20 protein-coding genes and 1 pseudogene are annotated in these 19107 nt (G+C 76.0%); 10 read left to right on the forward strand and 11 right to left on the reverse strand.

Going from position 1 to position 19107, the window contains the following annotated elements; all coding sequences use genetic code 11:
- Window positions 1–35: 35 nt before the first annotated feature.
- The 5 genes from ACI79L_RS14785 to ACI79L_RS14805 all read right to left on the reverse strand — a co-directional run bounded on the left by ACI79L_RS14785 (window position 36) and on the right by ACI79L_RS14805 (window position 5855).
- Window positions 36–473: a DUF4383 domain-containing protein gene (locus ACI79L_RS14785; protein WP_456937531.1), complete on the reverse strand. Its 438-nt coding sequence runs from the start codon at window positions 471–473 to the stop codon at window positions 36–38.
- Between the two features lie 247 nt (window positions 474–720).
- Window positions 721–2367 (reverse strand): carbamoyltransferase family protein, encoded by a 1647-nt coding sequence (locus ACI79L_RS14790; RefSeq protein WP_456937532.1) that lies wholly within the window; start codon window positions 2365–2367, stop codon window positions 721–723.
- Between the two features lie 120 nt (window positions 2368–2487).
- Window positions 2488–3879: an amidase gene (locus tag ACI79L_RS14795; RefSeq protein WP_456937533.1), complete on the reverse strand. Its 1392-nt coding sequence runs from the start codon at window positions 3877–3879 to the stop codon at window positions 2488–2490.
- A gap of 4 nt (window positions 3880–3883) precedes the next feature.
- On the reverse strand, window positions 3884–4084 hold the full coding sequence (locus ACI79L_RS14800; protein WP_456937534.1) for a hypothetical protein: 201 nt from the start codon (window positions 4082–4084) through the stop codon (window positions 3884–3886).
- Window positions 4085–4142: 58 nt separating this feature from the next.
- A complete protein-coding gene (locus ACI79L_RS14805; protein WP_456937535.1) occupies window positions 4143–5855 on the reverse strand; it encodes a RecQ family ATP-dependent DNA helicase in 1713 nt (570 codons plus the stop codon).
- A gap of 96 nt (window positions 5856–5951) precedes the next feature.
- Here ACI79L_RS14805 and ACI79L_RS14810 point away from each other — a divergent pair, with 96 nt between their 5' ends.
- From ACI79L_RS14810 to ACI79L_RS14830, 5 genes and pseudogenes are all read left to right on the forward strand, one after another.
- Window positions 5952–6347 (forward strand): TOBE domain-containing protein, encoded by a 396-nt coding sequence (locus ACI79L_RS14810; RefSeq protein WP_456937536.1) that lies wholly within the window; start codon window positions 5952–5954, stop codon window positions 6345–6347.
- Window positions 6348–6389: 42 nt separating this feature from the next.
- Window positions 6390–7169, forward strand: coding sequence for a molybdate ABC transporter substrate-binding protein (modA, locus tag ACI79L_RS14815; protein WP_456937537.1), 780 nt, complete (start codon window positions 6390–6392; stop codon window positions 7167–7169).
- Window positions 7166–7963, forward strand: a complete 798-nt coding sequence (gene modB, locus ACI79L_RS14820; RefSeq protein WP_456937538.1) for a molybdate ABC transporter permease subunit — start codon at window positions 7166–7168, stop codon at window positions 7961–7963. Before modA ends, modB begins: the two co-directional genes overlap by 4 nt.
- Window positions 7918–8436: pseudogene (locus tag ACI79L_RS14825) on the forward strand (ATP-binding cassette domain-containing protein); the annotation flags it as partial. The gene modB and the pseudogene ACI79L_RS14825, both read left to right, overlap by 46 nt.
- Window positions 8437–8556: 120 nt before the next feature.
- Window positions 8557–9012, forward strand: a complete 456-nt coding sequence (locus tag ACI79L_RS14830) for a TOBE domain-containing protein (protein ID WP_417398479.1) — start codon at window positions 8557–8559, stop codon at window positions 9010–9012.
- Window positions 9013–9075: 63 nt separating this feature from the next.
- On the opposite strand, the gene ACI79L_RS14835 is transcribed toward ACI79L_RS14830, so the two are convergent.
- A complete protein-coding gene (locus ACI79L_RS14835; RefSeq protein ID WP_456937539.1) occupies window positions 9076–9690 on the reverse strand; it encodes a maleylpyruvate isomerase family mycothiol-dependent enzyme in 615 nt (204 codons plus the stop codon).
- 128 nt (window positions 9691–9818) lie between these two features.
- Here ACI79L_RS14835 and ACI79L_RS14840 point away from each other — a divergent pair, with 128 nt between their 5' ends.
- From ACI79L_RS14840 to ACI79L_RS14850, 3 genes are all read left to right on the forward strand, one after another.
- On the forward strand, window positions 9819–10400 hold the full coding sequence (locus ACI79L_RS14840) for a nucleotidyltransferase family protein (protein WP_456937540.1): 582 nt from the start codon (window positions 9819–9821) through the stop codon (window positions 10398–10400).
- Entirely contained in the window at window positions 10397–10807 is a 411-nt protein-coding gene (locus ACI79L_RS14845; protein WP_456937541.1) for a molybdenum cofactor biosynthesis protein MoaE, read from the forward strand. The genes ACI79L_RS14840 and ACI79L_RS14845 overlap by 4 nt, the downstream gene beginning before the upstream one ends.
- 143 nt (window positions 10808–10950) lie before the next feature.
- On the forward strand, window positions 10951–12540 hold the full coding sequence (locus ACI79L_RS14850) for a SpoIIE family protein phosphatase (RefSeq protein ID WP_456937542.1): 1590 nt from the start codon (window positions 10951–10953) through the stop codon (window positions 12538–12540).
- Here ACI79L_RS14850 and ACI79L_RS14855 read toward each other — a convergent pair.
- The 5 genes from ACI79L_RS14855 to moaA form a co-directional block, all read right to left on the reverse strand.
- The gene (locus ACI79L_RS14855) at window positions 12537–12764 is read right to left on the reverse strand and encodes a hypothetical protein (RefSeq protein ID WP_456937543.1); all 228 of its coding nucleotides are present in this window, start codon (window positions 12762–12764) and stop codon (window positions 12537–12539) included. The two genes, ACI79L_RS14850 and ACI79L_RS14855, sit on opposite strands and share 4 nt — an antisense overlap.
- A complete protein-coding gene (locus ACI79L_RS14860) occupies window positions 12761–13825 on the reverse strand; it encodes a hemolysin family protein (protein ID WP_456937544.1) in 1065 nt (354 codons plus the stop codon). Before ACI79L_RS14860 ends, ACI79L_RS14855 begins: the two co-directional genes overlap by 4 nt.
- Entirely contained in the window at window positions 13818–15209 is a 1392-nt protein-coding gene (locus ACI79L_RS14865; RefSeq protein WP_456937545.1) for a hemolysin family protein, read from the reverse strand. Before ACI79L_RS14865 ends, ACI79L_RS14860 begins: the two co-directional genes overlap by 8 nt.
- A 69-nt stretch (window positions 15210–15278) precedes the next feature.
- The gene (locus ACI79L_RS14870; protein ID WP_456937546.1) at window positions 15279–15524 is read right to left on the reverse strand and encodes a MoaD/ThiS family protein; all 246 of its coding nucleotides are present in this window, start codon (window positions 15522–15524) and stop codon (window positions 15279–15281) included.
- 3 nt (window positions 15525–15527) lie between these two features.
- A complete protein-coding gene (gene moaA / locus ACI79L_RS14875; protein ID WP_456937547.1) occupies window positions 15528–16592 on the reverse strand; it encodes a GTP 3',8-cyclase MoaA in 1065 nt (354 codons plus the stop codon).
- Between the two features lie 256 nt (window positions 16593–16848).
- Between moaA and ACI79L_RS14880 the strand changes: the two genes are divergently transcribed.
- On the forward strand, window positions 16849–18111 hold the full coding sequence (locus ACI79L_RS14880) for an MFS transporter (protein ID WP_456937548.1): 1263 nt from the start codon (window positions 16849–16851) through the stop codon (window positions 18109–18111).
- Between the two features lie 73 nt (window positions 18112–18184).
- Complete coding sequence (locus ACI79L_RS14885; protein WP_456937549.1) at window positions 18185–19024, forward strand: aldo/keto reductase; 840 nt, start codon at window positions 18185–18187, stop codon at window positions 19022–19024.
- The last annotated feature ends 83 nt before the right edge of the window (window positions 19025–19107 follow it).

The following is a 19107-nucleotide window of genomic DNA, read 5'->3' on the forward strand; positions in this document are numbered from 1 at the left end:
CCGGCCCCCGGCGGGCCCCGTCCGGGGCCCGCGGATCAGGCGCGCGCGGCGCGGACGGCCGAGTTGACCGGGCCGAGCGCGACCACCAGGCCGACGACGGCGGTGGCGACGTGCAGGACGTTGTCCGCGGCGTTGATGTTGAGGAAGTCCCAGTCCTCGCCGATCGCGAGCAGGCCGTAGACGAAGGCCGCGCCGTAGCCGACGGCGAGCAGCCAGCCGTAGGTGCGGGCGCCGGCCAGCGTGCGCGACAGCAGGATGCCGGCCAGGCCGATCACGACGTGCACGACGTTGTGCAGCGGGTTGATCATGAAGAACAGGAGCATCTCGTCCTGCCCGCTGCCGGCGAAGCCGTCGAAGCCGGTGATGAAGAAGCCGGCGATGCCGACGAGCAGGTACACGACGCCGAAGGCGAGCGCGAGCGTCTGGGGCCAGGCCATCGCCGGCCTAGCGCCGGTGTTCCCCGTGGTGGCCATTGGTTCCTCCGTGTGTGGGTGGGTCGCCGCCTCGTGGCGGGCACTGGGTGTCGCCTACCCCGGGGTGACGGCCGGTAACGAGACTCCCTCGTCCGGGCGAGGGTCGTTGCCGGATCGTCACCGTCGCGGCGTGCGGTGCACCCGGTCTTCGGACGCCGCGGCCGATCCGGTTCGCCGGTCACCCGATGGAGGGCAGGAACGCGCAGGGCCCCGCGCCGGCGGCGCGGGGCCCTGCGGGAGGGAGCGGTCAGGGGCGCGGCGTCCGCCTCGGCCGGCGGACGACGAACGGGCCGATGGCCAGCAGGTCGACCGGGGCCGAGCCGAAGCACTCCAGGGCGTCGCGGGGGTCGTCGACCATCGGGCGCCCGGCGGTGTTGAGGCTGGTGTTCACCACCACCGGCAGCCCGGTGCGCCGCTCGAACGCCGCGATCATCCGGTGCACCAGCGGCTCGGTCTCCGGGTCGATCGTCTGGATGCGCGCGGTGCCGTCGACGTGGGTGACCGTGGGGATCCGGTCGCGCCACTCCTCGGCGACGTCGTGCACGAACAGCATGTACGGGGAGGGGATCGGCCCGCGGCTGAAGATCTCCGGCGCCTTCTCGAGCAGCACCATCGGCGCCACGGGGCGGAACTGCTCGCGCCCCTTGACGTCGTTCATCCGCTCGAGGTTGGCCTCGTAGCCGGGGTGGGCGAGCAGCGAGCGGTGGCCCAGCGCCCGCGGGCCGTACTCGCTGCGGCCCTGGAACCAGGCCACGATCCCGTTGTCGGCGAGCACCTCGGCGACGGCCTCGGCGACGTCGTCGGGACGCTCGTAGTCGATGGCGGCGGTCTGCAGCCAGCGCTCGATCTGGTCGTCGCTCCAGCCGCGGCCCAGCGCCGCACCCGGCATCGGCTCGGTGCGCTCGCCCAGCTCGGCGGCGACGTGCAGGGCGGCGCCGAGGGCGGTGCCGGCGTCGCCGGCGGCCGGCTGCACCCAGACCTGCTCGAACGGGCTCTCGGCGAGGATGCGGGTGTTGGCGACGCAGTTGAGCGCGGTGCCGCCGGCCATCGTGAGGGTCTTCTCGCCGGTCTGCTCGTGCACCCAGCGGGCGAGGTCGACCAGCACCTCCTCCAGCCGCGTCTGCACGCTGGCGGCGAGGTCGGCGTGGTCCTCGGTCCACTGCTCGTCCTTGCCCAGGCGCGGCGCGAACTCGCAGAAGTCGATCCGCTCGGTGACGAAGCCGCCGTCACCGGTGGCGCGGATGAGCTCGGACAGCTCGCCGAGGAAGCGCGGCTTGCCGTAGGAGGCCATCGCCATGACCTTGAACTCGTCGGAGCTGCGCAGGAAGCCGAGGTGGTCGGTGAGCTCCTCGTACATCAGGCCCAGCGAGTGCGGCAGCGCCTGCCCGGCGAGGATCTCCAGCTGCCCGTCGACGTAGCGGCCGGCGAGGTGGCTGTGCGCCTCGCCGCGGCCGTCGAGCACCAGGACGGCGTTGTCGCGCTGCGGCGCGGCCTTGCCGGCGGAGGCCGCGTGCGCGACGTGGTGCTTGACGAAGCGGACCTTGGCGGGGTCCAGGCCGGGGAGGGCGTGCGCGAGGAAGTCCGGCGCCATCTCGGCGTACCGCTTGCGCATGGTGTCGCCGTCGTCGAACAGGCCCGAGTCCTCCGGCGTGCCCATGAGCGCCGGGTCGAAGGAGTAGGCGACGGCGTCGAGCTCCTCGGGGCGGATGCCGGCGTGCTTGAGGCACCACGCGGCGGACAGCTCGGGCAGCTCCCAGGCGCTCCACGGCAGGGGGCGCTTGCCGTGCTTGCGCCGGCTGAAGCGTTCCTCCTCGGCCGCGGCCACGACCTTCCCGTCGACGACGAGCGCCGCCGCCGGGTCGTGGTAGATGGCGTTGATGCCGAGGACCTTCACGTGCGCTCTCCTCCCGCACCGGGCGCGGCGCCCGGCTCTCTGCGGCTGATCTTCGAGGCGCGGCGCCGGTCCCGCAGGGCGAGCCCCCGATGCGGTGACGGCCCCCGGGTCCCCGCCCGGCTAGAGGGGCGGGCGGCGGCTGCCCCAGTCCGTCGCCGACTCGTAGGCCTGGCCCACCCGCAGCACGCCCGCCTCGTCGAAGGGCCGGCCGATGACCTGCAGCCCGATCGGGAGCCCGGACGAGGTGAACCCGCACGGCACCGACAGTGCCGGCAGGCCGGTGACGTTGCCCGGGGCCGAGTGGCCGACCCAGGCGTCGATCACCGCCTTCTCCCTCCCGCCGGGGAAGGTGAACGTCTGCTGCCCCACCTCGGCCGCGGCGGCGGGCAGGGTCGGGCACACGAGCGCGTCGATGCCCTCGAAGGCGCGGCGGAACGCCTGCTGCACCAGCGTGCGGACGCGCAGCGCCTTGATGTACTGCGTGGCGAGCACCGTCTCGCCGGCCTCGAGGAAGACCCGGACGTCGTCGGTGTAGAGCTCCCCGGACTCCCGCAGCATCTCCTGGTGGTAGGCGCTCGCCTCGGGCACGAGGACCCCGAACTCGACGGCCATCATCTGGTCGGCGTAGGGGATCTCCACCTCCCGCAGCGTCGCCCCCTGGGCCTCGAGGACGCCGATGGCCTCCCGGACGGCCGCCTCCACCTCCGGGTCGACGTCGTCGAAGAAGTAGTTGGCCGGGACGCCGAGCGTCAGGCCGCCGACCCCGGCGTCCAGGTCCGCCGTGTAGTCGGGGACCGGCTCCCGGGCGGAGCCCGGATCGCGGGGGTCGAAGCCGGCGATCGCCTGCAGCGTCAGGGCCGCGTCCCGCACCGTGCGGGTGAGCGGTCCGGCGTGGTCGAGCGACCAGCACAGGGACGTGATCCCGGCGCGGGAGACCCGGCCGTAGGTCGGCTTGAGGCCGACGGTGCCGCACACCGACGCCGGGATGCGGATCGAGCCGCCGGTGTCGGTACCCATCCCCACCAGGCACTCCCCGGCGGCCACGGCGGCGCCGGACCCGCCGCTGGATCCACCCGGCACGCGACCGGTGTCCCAGGGGTTGCGGGTCGTCGGCGTCAGCACGCCGTAGGCGAACTCGTGGGTGTGCGTCTTCCCCACCACGACCGCGCCGGCGTCGCGGAGCCGGGCCACGCAGGCCGAGTCCTCCGTCGCGACGTGCTCGGACCGGACCGCGGAACTGGAGGTGGTCGGCAGGCCTGCGACGTCGTAGAGGTCCTTGATCCCCACCGGGATGCCGTGCAGGGGCCCGCGGTGGTCACCGCCGGCGATCTCCCGCTCTGCCTGCCGTGCCGCCTCCAGCGCCTGCTCGGCGGTGACGACGACGAAGGCGTTCAGCCGGTCCTCGACCGCCTCGATGCGGTCGAGGACGGACTGCACGAGCTCGACCGGGGACAGCGTGCGCTGCTCGATCCGGCGGGCGGCCTCGGCGATGCTGAGCTCGGAGGGCTGCACGACCTCACTCCCACCGCGCGTCGAAGGCCGCGGCCGGCGGCGTCTCGCCGACCGGGACCTGGTCGAGGCTGTCGTACAGCCCGTGGACCATGGTCACGGCGGGGCCCGCTGCGGCCCGCCGCTCGGTGCTGAGGTCCAGGCGGGCGTGCGCGAGCAGCTGGTCGAACGCCTCGTCGCCGAGCGGCGACCGGTCTGTCGAGGCCACGGGCCACCTCTTCCGGGTCAGGTGAGACGAGGGGCACAGCATGCCCGAGGCCGGGCGCTCAGGCGCCGCGGACCTGCAGGAGGTCGTTCTCCTCGACGGCCTTGAGCGCCAGGGTCTTGTAGCCGACCTCCTCGAACAGGACGACGACGCGGTCGTCCTCCACCCGCATCACCACACCGGGACCCCACTCGGTGTGCGTCACGGGGGTCTCGGGGGCGAACGGGGTGTCGGCGTCGCCGCCGGCCGGCTGCTCCTGGGAGGTGCCGGCCGAGCAGTTGTCGCAGTTGCCGCAGGGCTCCTCGAGCTGCTCGCCGAAGTAGCCGAGCAGGTACTGGCGGCGGCACCCGGTGGTCTCGGCGTAGCCGCGCATCATCTCGACGCGGCTCTGGTCGACCCGCTCGTGGTGCTCGGCGAGCTCGCGCGCGGCGGCGGCCGCCTCGCCGGGGGGCGGCGCGCCCTCGGCGGGGTGCGCGGCGCCCTCCTCGTCGAGGACGACCGCCGACACCTGCTCGAGCAGGTTGAGGTCGCGGGCCAGCGGGGTGGCGCCGCGGCCGGTCTCCTCGCGCAGCTTCTTCACGTCGACGCCGTCCTCGACGCCGGCGGCGGGCGCGGCGGCGACCAGCCCGGCGACCTGCTGCAGCTCCTCCTCGGCGGGGGCACCGGCGGCGAAGAAGCGGCGCAGGCCGAGGTCCTCCTGCCGGTAGACCAGCACCGCGAGCGCGGGGTCGCCGTCGCGGCCGGCCCGGCCGATCTCCTGGTAGTAGCTGTCGATCGAGTCGGCGGGCTCGGCGTGGACGACGAAGCGGGTGCCGGGCTTGTCGATGCCCATCCCGAACGCCGTGGTGGCGACGACGACGTCGAGCTCGTCCTCCATCCACGCGCGCTGGGTGTCCTCGCGCTCGCTTTTCCTCAGGCCCGCGTGGTACGGCCGCGCCCGCAGCCCGCGCTCGGTGAGCGCCTCGGCGACCTCGAGGGTGCCCTTGCGGGTGGCGCTGTAGACGATGCCGGGCCCGCGGCCGGCCTCGACCTCGGCGACCGTGCGGTCGACGACGGCGGTGCGCTTGGCGGTGGCGTCGGCGTGGTGGTCGACCTCGAGCCGGATCTCCGGCCGGTCGAACCCGGCGACGACGACCTCGGGGTCGCGCATCGCCAGCCGCTCGACGATCTCGGCGCGCACCGGCGGGGCCGCAGTGGCGGTGAGGGCGAGGACCGTCGGGTGGTCCAGCTGCTCGACCACCTGCCCCAGGCGCAGGTAGTCGGGCCGGAAGTCGTGGCCCCAGGCCGAGACGCAGTGCGCCTCGTCGACGACGAACAGCGCCACGCCGGCCTCGCGGATCGCGTCGACCACCTCGGGCTTGGTCAGCTGCTCGGGGGCGAGGAGGAGGAAGCGGACCGTCCCGTCGGCCAGGCCCTCGAGCGCGGCGCGCTGGTCGCCGGCGGACAGGCTGGAGTTGAGCTGCGCGGCGCGGCCGGCGTCGTCGCCGAGCTCCTCCAGCCGCTCCACCTGGTCGCGCTGCAGGGCGATCAGCGGCGAGACGATGACGACGGGGCCGTCGAGCAGCTGCCCGGCGACCTGGTAGACCGCGCTCTTCCCGGCCCCGGACGGGAGCACCGCCAGCGTGTCCCGCCCGGACAGCACGGCCTGCATGGCCTGTTCCTGGCCGGGGCGGAACTCCTCGAAGCCGAGGACGTCGCGGGAGACCTCGCGCAGACGGCGGGTGCGGACCGCGGCCGAGCCGCCGGCGGGGTTGTCGCTGGGGGTGCGTGACACCGGCTGCCGCTGCCCGGGCGCCGTGATCGGCAAACGGAGGCCGGGGTGTCGGCGTCCCCACGGAGGCGCGGCGTGCGCGCACGTAGGGTCCCCGGCGTGAGCGCGAGCTACCGGATCGCCGAGGCCGCGGCGCTGCTCGGGGTCAGCGACGACACGGTGCGCCGGTGGATCGACAGCGGCCGGCTGCCGGCGTCGCGAGAGGGCGGCGGCCCGGCGCACGTCGGCGGCGCCGACCTCGCCCGCCTGGCCACCGAGCTGCACGAGGCGCCCGAGCCCGGCACCACCCGCGGGTCCTCGGCGCGCAACCGGCTCGCCGGCATCGTCACCCGGGTCCTGCGCGACACGGTCATGGCGCAGGTGGAGATCCAGGCCGGGCCGTTCCGGCTGGTCTCGCTCATGTCCCGCGAGGCGGCCGACGAGCTGGGCCTCGAGGTCGGCGTCCGCGCCGTCGCCACGGTCAAGGCGACGCAGGTGAGCGTCGACGTCCCGTAGGAGTACCGCACCTGCGGACTGGGAGGGGCTACTGTCCCGCGCATGCGGGGACGACGGGTCGGTGCGCTGCTGGCCGCGGTGGCGCTCGGCGCCGCCGGGTGCGGGGGAGGGGCCGGCGCCAGCCCGGCCGGGGACGACGGCGGCCCCACCGGCACGCTCACCGTCTTCGCCGCCGCCTCGCTGACGGACGTCTTCACCGACCTCGGGCAGCGGCTGGAGGAGGAGAACGCCGGGCTGGCCGTGCAGTTCAACTTCGCCGGCAGCTCGGCGCTGGCCACCCAGCTGACCCAGGGCGCCCCGGCCGACGTCTTCGCCTCGGCCAACGGCGCCCAGATGTCGGTGGTGACCGACGCCGGCCTCGCCGACGGCGACCCGACCGTGTTCACCGCCAACGTCCTGCAGGTCGCCGTGCCCGCGGGGAACCCGGCCGGGGTCACGGGGCTCGCCGACTTCGCCCGCGAGGACCTCACGATCGCCGTCTGCGCGCCGGAGGTGCCCTGCGGCGCGGCCGCGGCGGACGTCTTCGCCGCCGCGGGCGTGACGCCGCGCCCGGACACCCAGGAGGAGGACGTCCGCGCCGCGCTGACCAAGGTGGAGCTCGGCGAGGTCGACGCCGCGCTGGTGTACGCCACCGACGTGGCCGCCGCCGGGGACGCCGTCGAGGGCGTCTCCGTCCCGGAGGCCGAGGACGCGGTCAACGACTACCCGCTGTGCACGCTGACCGGCGCCCCCAACCCGGAGGCGGCGCGGGCCTTCGTCGACCTGGTCCTGTCCGGGGAGGGGCAGCGCGCGCTCGCGGACGCGGGCTTCCGGGCGCCGTGAGGCGGGCCCGCACGCCGGCGCCCCTGCTGGTCCCCGCCGCCCTCGCCGTCGCCTTCCTCGTCCTGCCCCTGGCCGGGCTGCTCGTCCGCGCGCCCTGGCCGCAGGTGCCCGCGCTGCTCGCCGAGCCGGGCGTCGGGCAGGCGCTGCGGCTGTCCCTGGTGTCCGCGACGCTGGCCACGCTGGTCTCCGTCGTCCTCGGCGTGCCGCTGGCCTGGGTGCTGGCCCGCTCCCGCGCCCGCGGGCGGGCGGTGCTGCGCGCCCTGGTGACCGTGCCGCTGGTGCTCCCGCCGGTGGTCGGCGGCGTCGCGCTGTTCCTCGTGCTGGGCCGCCAGGGGATCGTCGGGCGCTGGCTCGACGAGGCGTTCGGGATCACGATCCCGTTCACCACCGCGGCGGTGGTGATCGCCGAGACGTTCGTGGCGATGCCGTTCCTCGTGGTCAGCGTCGAGGGGGCGCTGCGGGCCGCCGACGCCCGGTTCGAGGACGCCGCGGCCACCCTCGGTGCCGACCGCTGGACCACCTTCCGCCGGGTCACCCTGCCGCTGGTGGCGCCGGGCGTCGCCGCCGGCGCGGTGCTGTGCTGGGCGCGGGCGCTGGGCGAGTTCGGCGCCACGATCACCTTCGCCGGCAACTTCCCCGGGACGACGCAGACGATGCCGCTCGCGGTCTACCTCGCCCTGCAGCGCGACCCGGACGCGGCGATCGTGCTGTCGCTGGTGCTGCTGGCCGTCTCGGTGGCCACCCTGCTGCTCCTGCGCGACCGCTGGCTGGGGCGCACGGGGGTGGCCCCGTGACCCTGGAGGCGCGGGTCCGCGTCCGCCGCGGCCCGGTGACCGTCGACGTCGCCCTCGACGTGCCCGACGGCGAGGTGCTCGCCGTCCTCGGGCCCAACGGCGCGGGCAAGTCCACGCTCCTGCGGGTGCTGGCCGGCCTGCTGCCGCCCGACGGCGGGCGGGTCGTCGTCGACGGGACCGTGTGGGACGACGTCGACGCCGGCGTGCAGCTGCCCGCGCACCGGCGGCCGCTCGGGATGGTGTTCCAGGACCACCTGCTCTTCCCGCACCTGTCCGTGCTGGACAACGTGGCGTTCGGGCCGCGCACCCGCGGGGCGTCGAAGGCGCAGGCGCGCCGCGCCGCGGCCGCGTGGACCGAGCGGGTGGGCCTGGCCGGCCTCGGCGACCGGCGGCCCGCGCAGCTGTCCGGCGGGCAGGCGCAGCGGGCGGCCCTGGCCCGCGCGCTGGTCGGCGACCCGGCGCTGCTGCTGCTCGACGAGCCGCTGTCGGCGCTGGACGCCCGCACCCGGCTCGCCGTCCGCGCGGAGCTGCGCCGGCACCTGGCCGACTACGGCGGCAGCACCGTGCTGGTCACGCACGACCCGGTGGACGCCATGGCGCTGGCCGACCGGGTCGTGGTGGTCGAGGACGGCCGGGTGGTGCAGGCCGGGACGCCGTCCGACGTCAGCCGGCACCCCCGCACCGACTACGTCGCGCGGCTGGTCGGGCTGTCCCTGCTGCCGGGCACGGGGGAGGGGACGGCGGTGCGGCTCGACGGCGGCGGCGTGGTGGCGGTGGCCGAGGAGACCGCGGGGCCGGTGTTCGTCGCCGTCCGCCCGGAGTCGGTGGCGCTGTACCCGGTCCGGCCCGAGGGCAGCCCGCGCAACGTCTGGCCCGCGCGGGTGGCCGGGGCGACGCCGCACGGCGCCACGGTGCGCTGCGAGCTCGACGGCGAGGTGCCGCTGGTCGCCGACGTCACCGCGACCGCCTTCGCCGAGCTCGGGCTGGCGCCGGGCTCGCCGGTGTGGGCGGTGGTCAAGGCCTCCGAGGTCGCCGTCTACGCCCGCTGAGACGGCAGAGATGGCCATTTCTGTCGGTCCGGGAGGGCCGGGCCCAGGACGACGGCGGCCGGGTCAGCGGCGGGGCAGCGCCCGGCCGTCGGGGAGCCGGCGTCCGCTCAGCAGCGCGACCAGCGCGCCGGTGTCCGCGCGGACGACCGCGCCGTCCCCCCGGCTCCACGCCGTGTCGGTGGCCTCGAGGCGGACGCCGGTGAGGTCGATCCCGAAGACCGCGCCGTCCGCGGCGGTGAGCGAGTCGAGGACGGCGGCGACGGCCCCGGCCGGCGCGACCGGCGGCCGGCCGAGGGCGACGGTCACGTCCAGGGAGTGGACGACGGCGTGGACGAGGGCGCCGGCCGCGCCGCCGCCCGGCGGCTGCCACGCGTGCAGCACCGGCGAGCGCAGGGCGTCCAGGAGCTCGCCGGCCGGCAGCGAGGCGTCGCGGGCCGCCACGGTGTCGGAGAGCACGGTGAAGTCGCCGCCCGCCGCCGCCATCTCGGCGCCGAACTGCTCGGCCGACAGCCGCGCCGGCATGGTCACGTGCGCCACCACGTGCCGGACCCGCCACCCGGCGCACAGCGACGGTGCGTCCCAGGTGCCGTCCGCGTCGGCGGCCAGCAGGCCGGCGAGGCCGTCGTACGTGCGCGCCGTCCAGCCCTGGAGTCCCTGCACGTCCGTGTCCGCGGTCATCCCGTTCCCTCTCGTCGTCCGGTCGCAGCGCCCGTCGGGGGCGCCCCGGGGGGAGACCGTGCCCGACGCCGGGACTCATCGCCCCGCCCCGTGGACGGACCGCACCACGCGCGGGGGAGGCTGGGGTCATGACGACGGTCGCCGGGCTGGTCCTCGCCGCGGGCGGGGGACGGCGCTACGGCATGCCCAAGGCGCTGGTCGAGTACGACGGCAGCCTGCTGGTCGAGCGGGCGGTGCGGACGGCGCGCGCGGTGTGCGACCCGGTGCTCGTCGTCCTGGGCGCCCGCGCGGTCGACGTGTGGCGGACCGCCGACCTCAGCGGCGCGACCGTGCTCGCCAACCGCGACTGGGAGACCGGCATGGCCTCGAGCCTGCGCACCGGCCTGGACGGGCTGCGCGGGTGGCCCGGACGGGTCGACGCCGCGCTGGTCACGCTGGTCGACATGCCCGGGATGACGCCGGAGGCGCTGGCGCAGGTCGCCGCGCACGCCGCCCCGGACGCGCTGGCGGTCGCCACCTACGACGGCGTCCGCGGCCACCCGGTGCTGCTCGGCCGCGAGCACTGGGCCGGGGTCGCCGCGACGGCGACCGGCGACGAGGGCGCCCGCCGCTACCTGGCCGCGCACCCGGTCACCGAGGTCGACTGCACGGGCCTCGCGGACCCGGTAGACCTCGACGTGCCGCCGGGCGGGGTAGCTTCGGCGCCGTGATCGCCCGGGTCGTCGACGAGCCGCTGTCGGTCGCCGAGCACGAGCAGGCCGTGGCCGACGCGGGTGCCGGCGCCGTCGTCTCCTTCTCCGGCGTCGTCCGGGACACCGACGGCGGCCGCTCGGTGACCGAGCTGGAGTACGTCGGCCACCCCACCGCCGCGGCGGTGATCACCGAGCTGGCCGAGGAGTTCGCCGCCCGCCCGGGGATCCGCGCGGTCGCCGTCTCCCACCGGGTCGGGCTGCTGGGCATCGGCGACGTCGCGCTGGCCTGCGCGGTCAGCTCGGCCCACCGCGGCGAGGCCTTCACCGCCTGCGCCGAGCTCGTCGACGAGGTGAAGAGGCGGCTGCCCATCTGGAAGCGCCAGGTGTTCACCGACGGCGACGAGGAGTGGGTGGCCTGCCCCTGAGGCAGGTCTCGTCCGGGTGTCGGTGCGGCCGGGTTCCTTGACCGGCCGGGGCGCGCGTGACACAACGGTGCCCACTCCAAGGGTGGGGTGGGGCTCCCCCCCGGTGTGCCCGCGCACAGCGGCCGGACGACAGCGAGGTTCCCGTGCCCGCGCCGGAGCGCGACCCCGTCCTCGAGGCGATGCCGCTGGGCTACATCGCCGTCGACGCCGACTGGCGGGTCGCCTACGTCAACGTCACCGGCGAGGCCGTGGTCGGCCGGACGTGGGAGCAGCTCGTCGGCACCTGCTTCTGGACGTCGTTCCCCGCCGACCGGGACGACGCGTTCGGCCGGGTCTACCGCGAGGTGATGGCCACCGGCACCCCGCAGAGCATCGAGGCCTACCACCCCGAGCCGCTCGACTGCTGGTTCGAGGTGCGCGCCGTCCCGCTGCCGACCGGCCTGGCCCTGTACTTCTCCGAGGTCACCGCCCGCCGGAGCGCGCAGGACCGGCTGGCCCTGCTGGCCCGGGTCGGCTCCGAGCTCACCGGCACGCTCGAGCTGGCCGAGGCGGTCCGCCGGATCCCGCGGCTGGTGGTGCCCGAGCTCGGCGAGGCCTGCCTGCTCACCGTCCTCGACGACGACGGCCGCCCGCGCGACCTGAGCTCCTGGCACGGCGACCCGGACCGCCGCGAGCTGCTGGCCCGCTACGCCGCCGTCCGGCTGCCCGGGATGCCGGCCGCCGCCCCGGTGGTCCGCGCGCTGGCGGGGGAGACGGTGGCCGCCGACGGCGCCGCGGTGCTCGCCGCGATCGAGGACGAGGAGGCCGCCCGGCTCTACCGCGAGCTGGGCGCGCCCGCGGTGCTCGCCGTCCCGCTCCCCGGCCGGGAGCGGGTGATCGGCGCGCTGACCTTCCTCGCCGCCGGGAGCCGCAGCGCCGCCCGGGTGGACCCGCTCACCGCCCGCGAGGTCGCCGGCCGGGTGGGCCTGGCGCTGGACAACGTCCGGCTGTTCGCCCGCCAGCACCAGCTCGCCGAGGCGCTGCAGCGCAGCCTGCTCACCGACCCTCGCGGCTCCGGGCTCGGCGCGGTCGAGGTGCGGTACACCCCGGCGGCGGAGGCGGCGCGGGTCGGCGGCGACTGGTACGACGCCTTCCCCCAGCCCGGCGGGGCGACGACGCTGGTCATCGGCGACGTCGTCGGGCACGACACCGCCGCCGCGGCGGCGATGGGCCAGCTGCGCTCGCTGCTGCGCGGCATCGCCGCCTACAGCGACGCCGGCCCGGCCGAGGTGCTGCGCGGGCTGGACGAGGCGATGGCGACCCTCGGCGTGGACACCTACGCCACCGCCGCCGTCGCCCGCTTCGAGCGGGTACCGGGGGAGGGCGCGGCCGGGCGCACCCGGATGTGCTGGTCCAGCGCCGGCCACCTGCCCCCGCTGGTCCTCGACCCGGCGGGCCGGCCGGTCGAGCTGCCCGCGCCCCCCGGCGACCTGCTGCTCGGCGTCGACCCGGCCGGCGTCCGCGCCGAGAGCGCCGTGGTCCTCGAGCCCGGCTCCACCGTGCTGCTGTTCACCGACGGGCTGGTCGAGCGGCGTGGCCTCGACCTCGACGCCGGGCTGGCCCGGCTGACCGGGGCCGTCACCGAGCTGGCGGGGCGGCCGCTCGACGAGCTGTGCGACGAGGTGATCGAGCGGCTCGTGCACGGCCGGCCCGAGGACGACGTCGCCCTCGTCGCCCTCCGCCTGGGGGGCTAGCGGACCGGCGCCTGGCCGTCCTCGTCGGTCGGGCGGGCGTGCCCGTGACCGTGCCCGTGCGCGGCCTCCTCGGCGCGCTCCTCCTCCAGCTCGACCTCGCCCTCCAACCGGCGGGCCTCGCCGGCCACCTGCGCGGCGGCGTCGCCGTGCGACTCGCCGTAGACCTCCTCGGCCCGCCCGAGCAGCTCCTCGGCCTTCGCCTTCGCCTTCTCGATGAAGCTCATCGCGCTCCCGTCCTCTCGGCGTTCCGGTGTGCGGAGTCCCGGTGTGCAGCATCCCGGATCTCGCCCACGAGCTCCTCCAGGATGTCCTCGAGCGCCACGACGCCGACCACGCGGCCGCCCTCGGTGACCGCGGCGAACTGGGCGCGGTCGGCCTGCATGACGCCCAGCGTGCGGCGCAGGTCGTCCTCGGCGGCCACGCGGGGCAGCGGCCGGGTGATGTCCCGGACCCGCGGCTCCGGCGCGCCGTCGGCGACCAGCACGTCCTTGACGTGCACGTAGCCGAGCAGCCGCTCGCCGTCGGCCACCGGGAAGCGGGAGAAGCCGGTGGCGGCCGCGGCGCGCTCGACGGCGGCGATGTCGTCGCCCGGCGCGACCACGGTCAGCGCGGCCCGCGGGATGAGCACCGAGCGGGTGTCGCGCTCCTCCAGCTGCAGCGCGCCGGTGAGCAGCTCGTGGCCGCGCTCGTCGAGCAGGCCGCCGGCGCGGGACTCGTCGATCAGGCCGGCCACCTGGTCGCGGGTGAAGGCGCTGGTCACCTCGTCCTTGGGCTGCACGCGCAGCAGCCGCAGCGCCCCGTTGGCCAGCGCGTTGAGCGTCACGATCACCGGCTTGAGCACCGTGACGACGCCGGACAGCAGCGGGGCGAGGACCAGCGCGGCCCGGTCCGGGCCGGCCAGCGCCAGGTTCTTCGGCACCATCTCGCCGATCACCACGTGCAGCGCGACGACGACGGTCAGCGCGATGACGAACGAGATCGGGTGCACCAGCGCCTCGGGCACCGACAGCGCCTCGAACACCGGCTCGAGCAGGTGCGCCACCGCGGGCTCGCCGATGGCGCCCAGCCCCAGCGAGCAGACGGTGATGCCCAGCTGCGCGCCGGCCATCATCAGCGACACCCGCTCCATCGCGGCCAGCGTGGTGCGGGCGCGGCGGGAGCCGGCCTCGGCCAGCGGCTCGATGGAGGAGCGGCGCGCGGAGATCAGCGCGAACTCCGCGCCGACGAAGAACGCGTTGGCGAGCAGCAGCACGACGGCGACCAGCACGCCGGCCCAGTCACCCACGGTCGTCCTCCTCGTCGTCGTCGCCGGTGGTGGCCGGCAGGCCGCCGACGACGGCCCGCTCGACGCGGGTGCCGTCGACCCGCTCGACCTGCACCCACACGCCGGCCGGCAGCCCCTCGGCCTCGGCGGCGAGCTCCGGCGGCAGGGTGGGCCGCGCCTCGATCCGGTCGCCGACCTCGGGGATCCGGCCGAGCACGTGCAGCACCAGGCCGCCGAGGGTCTCCCAGTGCCGGTCGGCCGGCACGGCCAGCCCGGTGGCCGCGGCGACCTCGTCCGGCCGCAGCAGCCCGGACACCGACCAGGTGCCGTCGCCGCGGTCGACGACGTCGTCGCCGGTCTCCTGGTCGTGCTCGTCGGTCAGGTTGCCGACGATCTCCTCCACGAGGTCCTCGATGGTCACGACGCCGTCGGTGCCGCCGTACTCGTCGACGACGACGGCCATCTGCAGCCCGCCGCGGCGCAGGTCGCCGAGCAGGTCGTCCAGCCGCCGGGAGGTGGGGACGAACAGCGGCGGCAGCATGACCGCCGAGACCGGGGTGGCGGCCCGCCGGTCGCGGGCGACGGCGAGGGCGTGTTTCACGTGGACCATCCCGACGACGTCGTCGACGCCGCCGTCGTCGACCACCGGGAACCGGGAGTGCCCCGAGTCGCGCGCGGCGGTGAGCACCTCGGCCACGGGGGCGTCGGCGGGGACGGTGGTCATGCGGGTGCGCGGGGTGGCCGCGTCGCTGGCGCGCAGCTCACCGAAGGCCAGCCCGCGCTCGAGCATCACCGCGGTCTCGGCGGGCAGGGTGCCCTGCCGGCCCGAGCGGCGGACCAGCGAGGTGAGCTCCTCCGGCGAGCGGGCCGAGGCCAGCTCCTCCTGCGGCTCCACGCCGAACAGCCGGCGCAGCATCGCGTTGGCCCAGCCGTTGAGGAACCGGATGACCAGCGACGTCGCCCTGGTGAAGCCCCGCTGGAAGCCGGCGACGGCGCGGGCGGTGCGCAGCGGCTCGCTGATCGCCACGTTCTTGGGCACCAGCTCGCCGAACACCATGGTCAGCACGGTGGCCAGGACCAGGGCGAGAGTGATCGACACCGAGCGGGCCGCGGCGCCGGACAGGCCGGCCGACTCCAGCGGCCCGCGCAGCAGCGCGGCGATGGAGGGCTCGGCGACGAAGCCGATGGCCAGGTTGGTGACGGTGATGCCGAGCTGCGCGCCGGACAGCTGGGTCGACAGCGTCCGCAGCGCGGCGAGGACGCCGGCCGACCCGCGGACGCCGGCCTCGGTCTCGCGCTCGACGGTGGCCCGGTCGACGGTCACCAGGGCGAACTCGAAGGCCACGAAGGCGGCGCAGGCGAGCACCAGCAGGACGCCGACCAGGACCAGCAGCCACTCGATCACGGGAGGACCTCGGTGGCGGGGGAGGGCAGGGGAGGGCTCGTATGGTGAGGCTTGCTCACGAGGGGGCGGTCATCCTCCGGCGAAGGGGGGCAGCACGTCCACGACCGCCCCGGTCGACAGCTCCAACGCGCGGTCACGGGTCTGCGTTCCGTCGACGAGGAACGAGCAGGCGGTGAGCACCCGTTCGAGGCGCTCGCCGTGGGCGTCCACGATCCGGCCGACCAGCTCCTGCAGCGTGCCGGCCTCGCAGGTCTCGGTGTCCACGCCGGCCGCGGCGCGGGCGCCGGCGAAGTAGCGGACGGTGACGGTGCCCATGCCTCAGCCGCCGATGGCCGACATGGGCCGGGACGGCTGCAGGAAGCTCGGGTCGTCGATGCCGTGGCCGGGCAGCTTGGCCAGCGTGGCGATCCGCCAGCGGTCGGCGAGCTCGGCGTCGGTGGCGCCCTCGCGCATCGCCGTCCGCAGGTCGGACTCCTCGCGGGCGAACAGGCAGTTGCGGACCTGGCCGTCGGCGGTGAGCCGGGTGCGGTCGCAGGTGCCGCAGAACGAGCGGGTGACCGAGGCGATGACGCCGACGGTGGCCGGGCCGCCGTCGACCAGCCACCGCTCGGCCGGCGCCGAGCCGCGCTCCTCGGTGTCGGGCGTGAGGTCGTGCGCGGCCGAGAGCCGCTCCAGGATGTCCTCCGCGGTGACCATCTCGCCGCGGGTCCAGGCGTGGTGCGCGTCGAGCGGCATCTGCTCGATGAACCGCAGCTGGTAGCCGCGCTCGAGGCAGAAGTCGAGCAGCGGGACGGCGTCGGCCTCGTTGATGCCGCGCAGCAGGACCGCGTTGACCTTCACCGGGGTGAGCCCGGCGTCCTGCGCGGCCTGCAGCCCGGCCAGGACGTCGTCGAGCCGGTCGCGGTGGGTGAGGGCCTTGAACCGCTCGCGGTCGAGGGTGTCGAGGCTGACGTTGATCCGGTCCAGGCCCGCCGCGGCCAGCGCGGGGGCGACGCGGGCCAGCCCGATGGCGTTGGTGGTGAGGCTGACCTCCGGCCGCGGGCGCAGCGCCGTCGTCGCCTCGACGATGCCGACCAGGCCCGGCCGCAGCAGCGGCTCACCGCCGGTGAAGCGGACCTCGCGGATGCCGAGCTGCTCGACGCCGATGCGGACCAGCCGGACGACCTCGTCGTCGGTGAGCTGCTCGACCTTGGGCAGCCACTGCAGGCCCTCGGGCGGCATGCAGTAGGAGCAGCGCAGGTTGCAGCGGTCGGTGAGCGAGACCCGCAGGTCGGTGGCGACCCGGCCGTGCCGGTCGACCAGCCCGCCACCGCCCGGGACGGCACCGCCCGGGACGCCGTCGGCCGGACGGGTCCAGGGGTCGGGCAGCGGGGTGGCACTCACGCCGCGAATGTAATCCGGAACGCCGATCCCGTCCCCCGTCCCGCGACGGGGCCCGGCGGGCCGCCGCATCCGCGGAGCCGATCGCCCGGCACCGGCCGCTGGTGCGGAGGCCGAGGTTGCAGCCGGGTTGCCGGCGGGCGAGCGGGCGGAAACCGGGACGACGACGTCGGTGCCCGTTGTTACCGTCGGGGCGCCACCCGAGAGTCCGGCGGGCAGTCCCGCACTCGCCTGTGGCCAGGAAGCGCGAGAAGAGCCCGTGTCACCCCGCACGCTGTTCGGCCCCTACGGCCGCCTGTTCGCCGTCCCCGGAGCCGTCTGGTTCTCCCTCGCCGGGTGGGTCGCCCGGCTCCCCCTGCCGATGCTCGGCCTGGGCGCGGTGCTGCTGGTCGAGGGCGAGTCCGGCAGCTACGGCCTGGCCGGCGCCGTCTCCGGCACCCTCGCCCTCGCGGCCTCGGTCGGCGGCCCGCAGTGGGCCCGCGCCATGGACCGCCGCGGCCAGGGCCGGGTCCTGCAGGCGGCGATGGCCGCCTATCTCGTCACCGGGCTGGCGTTCGTCGGCGTCGTCGTCGCGGACGGGCCGCGCTGGGCGTGGTTCGTCCTCGCCGGCCTGACCGGGGCGAGCCTGCCCAACATCGGCGCGCTGGTCCGCGCCCGGTGGGCGGCCGCGCTCGAGGACGCCGAGCGGCGGCAGACCGCGTTCGCCTTCGAGTCCGTCGTCGACGAGGTCGTCTTCGTCGTCGGCCCGCCGCTGGTGACCGTGCTCGGCACGATGGTCGCCCCCGCCGCCGGCTTCACCACCGGCATCGTGCTGGGCACCGTCGGCGGGCTGTGGCTGGCCCGGCAGCGGGCCACCGAGCCCGTCGCGGCGCCCACCCACACCGGCGGCGGGCACCGCCGGCCGGCCGCGCTCAACGCGGCGGTCCTGCTGGTCTGCGCGACCTACCTGGGCGTGGGCACCGTATTCGGCGCGATGGACGTCGTCGTCGTGGGCTTCGCCGAGGAGCAGGGCGAGCCCGCGCTGGCCGGGCTGGCGCTCGCGCTCTACGCCGGCGGCAGCCTGGTCGCCGGGCTCGCCTACGGCGTGGCGCGGCTGCGCGGCACGCTGGCCACCCGGTTCCTCGCGACGGCGGTCTTCTTCGGGTTGGCCGCGCAGGGGCTGTGGGCGGTGACCTCGCTGCCGCTGCTGGTCGGCGCCGGGTTCCTCGCCGGGCTCGCCGTCGCGCCGGTGCTGGTGTCCGGGACGTCGCTGGCCGAGTCGCGGGTGCCGCGGGCGGCGCTCACCGAGGCGCTGGCCTGGACCAACACCGGCCTGACGCTGGGCGTCACCGCCGGGTCGGCGCTGGCCGGCGCGGCGGTGGACGCGTGGGGCGCCCGGGCGGCGTTCGCCGTCCCCGCGCTGGCCGCGGCCGGCGCGGCCGGGCTCGCGCTGCTCGGCGCGCCGCTGCTGCGCCGTCCGGCGGCCGTGCCGGAGCCGACGGAGGGGCGGGCGTCACGGGTTGGGGACGCGGTCGGCGGGTAGGCGGGCTCCTCGGGGGCCGGGTGCGCCGCGGAGTGGCGCGCCGCCCACCGTCCGCGACCGAGAGGGAGAGCCCGTGGCCACCGTGCCCACCATCCGCCTGAACAACGGCGTCGAGATCCCGCAGCTGGGCTTCGGCGTGTTCCAGATCCCGCCGGACCAGACCGTCGAGGCGACCCGCACCGCGCTCGAGGTCGGCTACCGCCACATCGACACCGCCGAGATGTACGGCAACGAGAAGGAGGTCGGCCAGGCGGTCCGCGAGTCCGGCATCGACCGGTCGGAGGTCTTCGTCACCAGCAAGCTCAACAACGGCTACCACCGCCGCGACGACGCGCTGCGCGCCTTCGACCAGACGATGGCCGACCTCGGCCTGGAGTACCTCGACCTGTTCCTGATCCACTGGCCGCTGCCCACGATCGACGTCGACTACGTCGAGACGTGGAAGGCCATGGAGGAGATCTACGCCGGCGGCCGGTGCCGCTCGATCGGCGTCTCCAACTTCAACCCGCACCACCTGCGCCGGCTGTTCTCCGAGACCGAGGTGCGCCCGGCGGTCAACCAGATCGAGGTGCACCCCTACCTGGCCAACGACGAGGTGCGCGCCTTCGACGCCGAGCACGAGATCGTCACCGAGGCCTGGTCGCCGATCGCGCAGGGCAAGGTCCTCGACGACCCGGCGATCGTCGCGATCGCCGAGAAGCTGGACCGCACGCCGGCCCAGGTCGTGCTGCGGTGGCACGTGCAGCGCGGCGACGTCGTCTTCCCGAAGTCGGTGACCCGCGCCCGGGTCGAGGAGAACTTCGCGCTGTTCGACTTCGAGCTCGACGAGGGCCAGATGGCCACCATCACCGGCCTCGACCGCGGCGAGCGCACCGGCCCCGACCCGGACACGTTCGACTACATCCCGGGCTGACCGCCCCGCCTGACCACGATCACGGCGCCGTGCCCACCGGAGGACCCTCCGGCCCGGTCACGGCGCCGTGATCGTCTCGGGCC

Source organism: Geodermatophilus sp. SYSU D00684 (genome assembly GCF_054050455.1).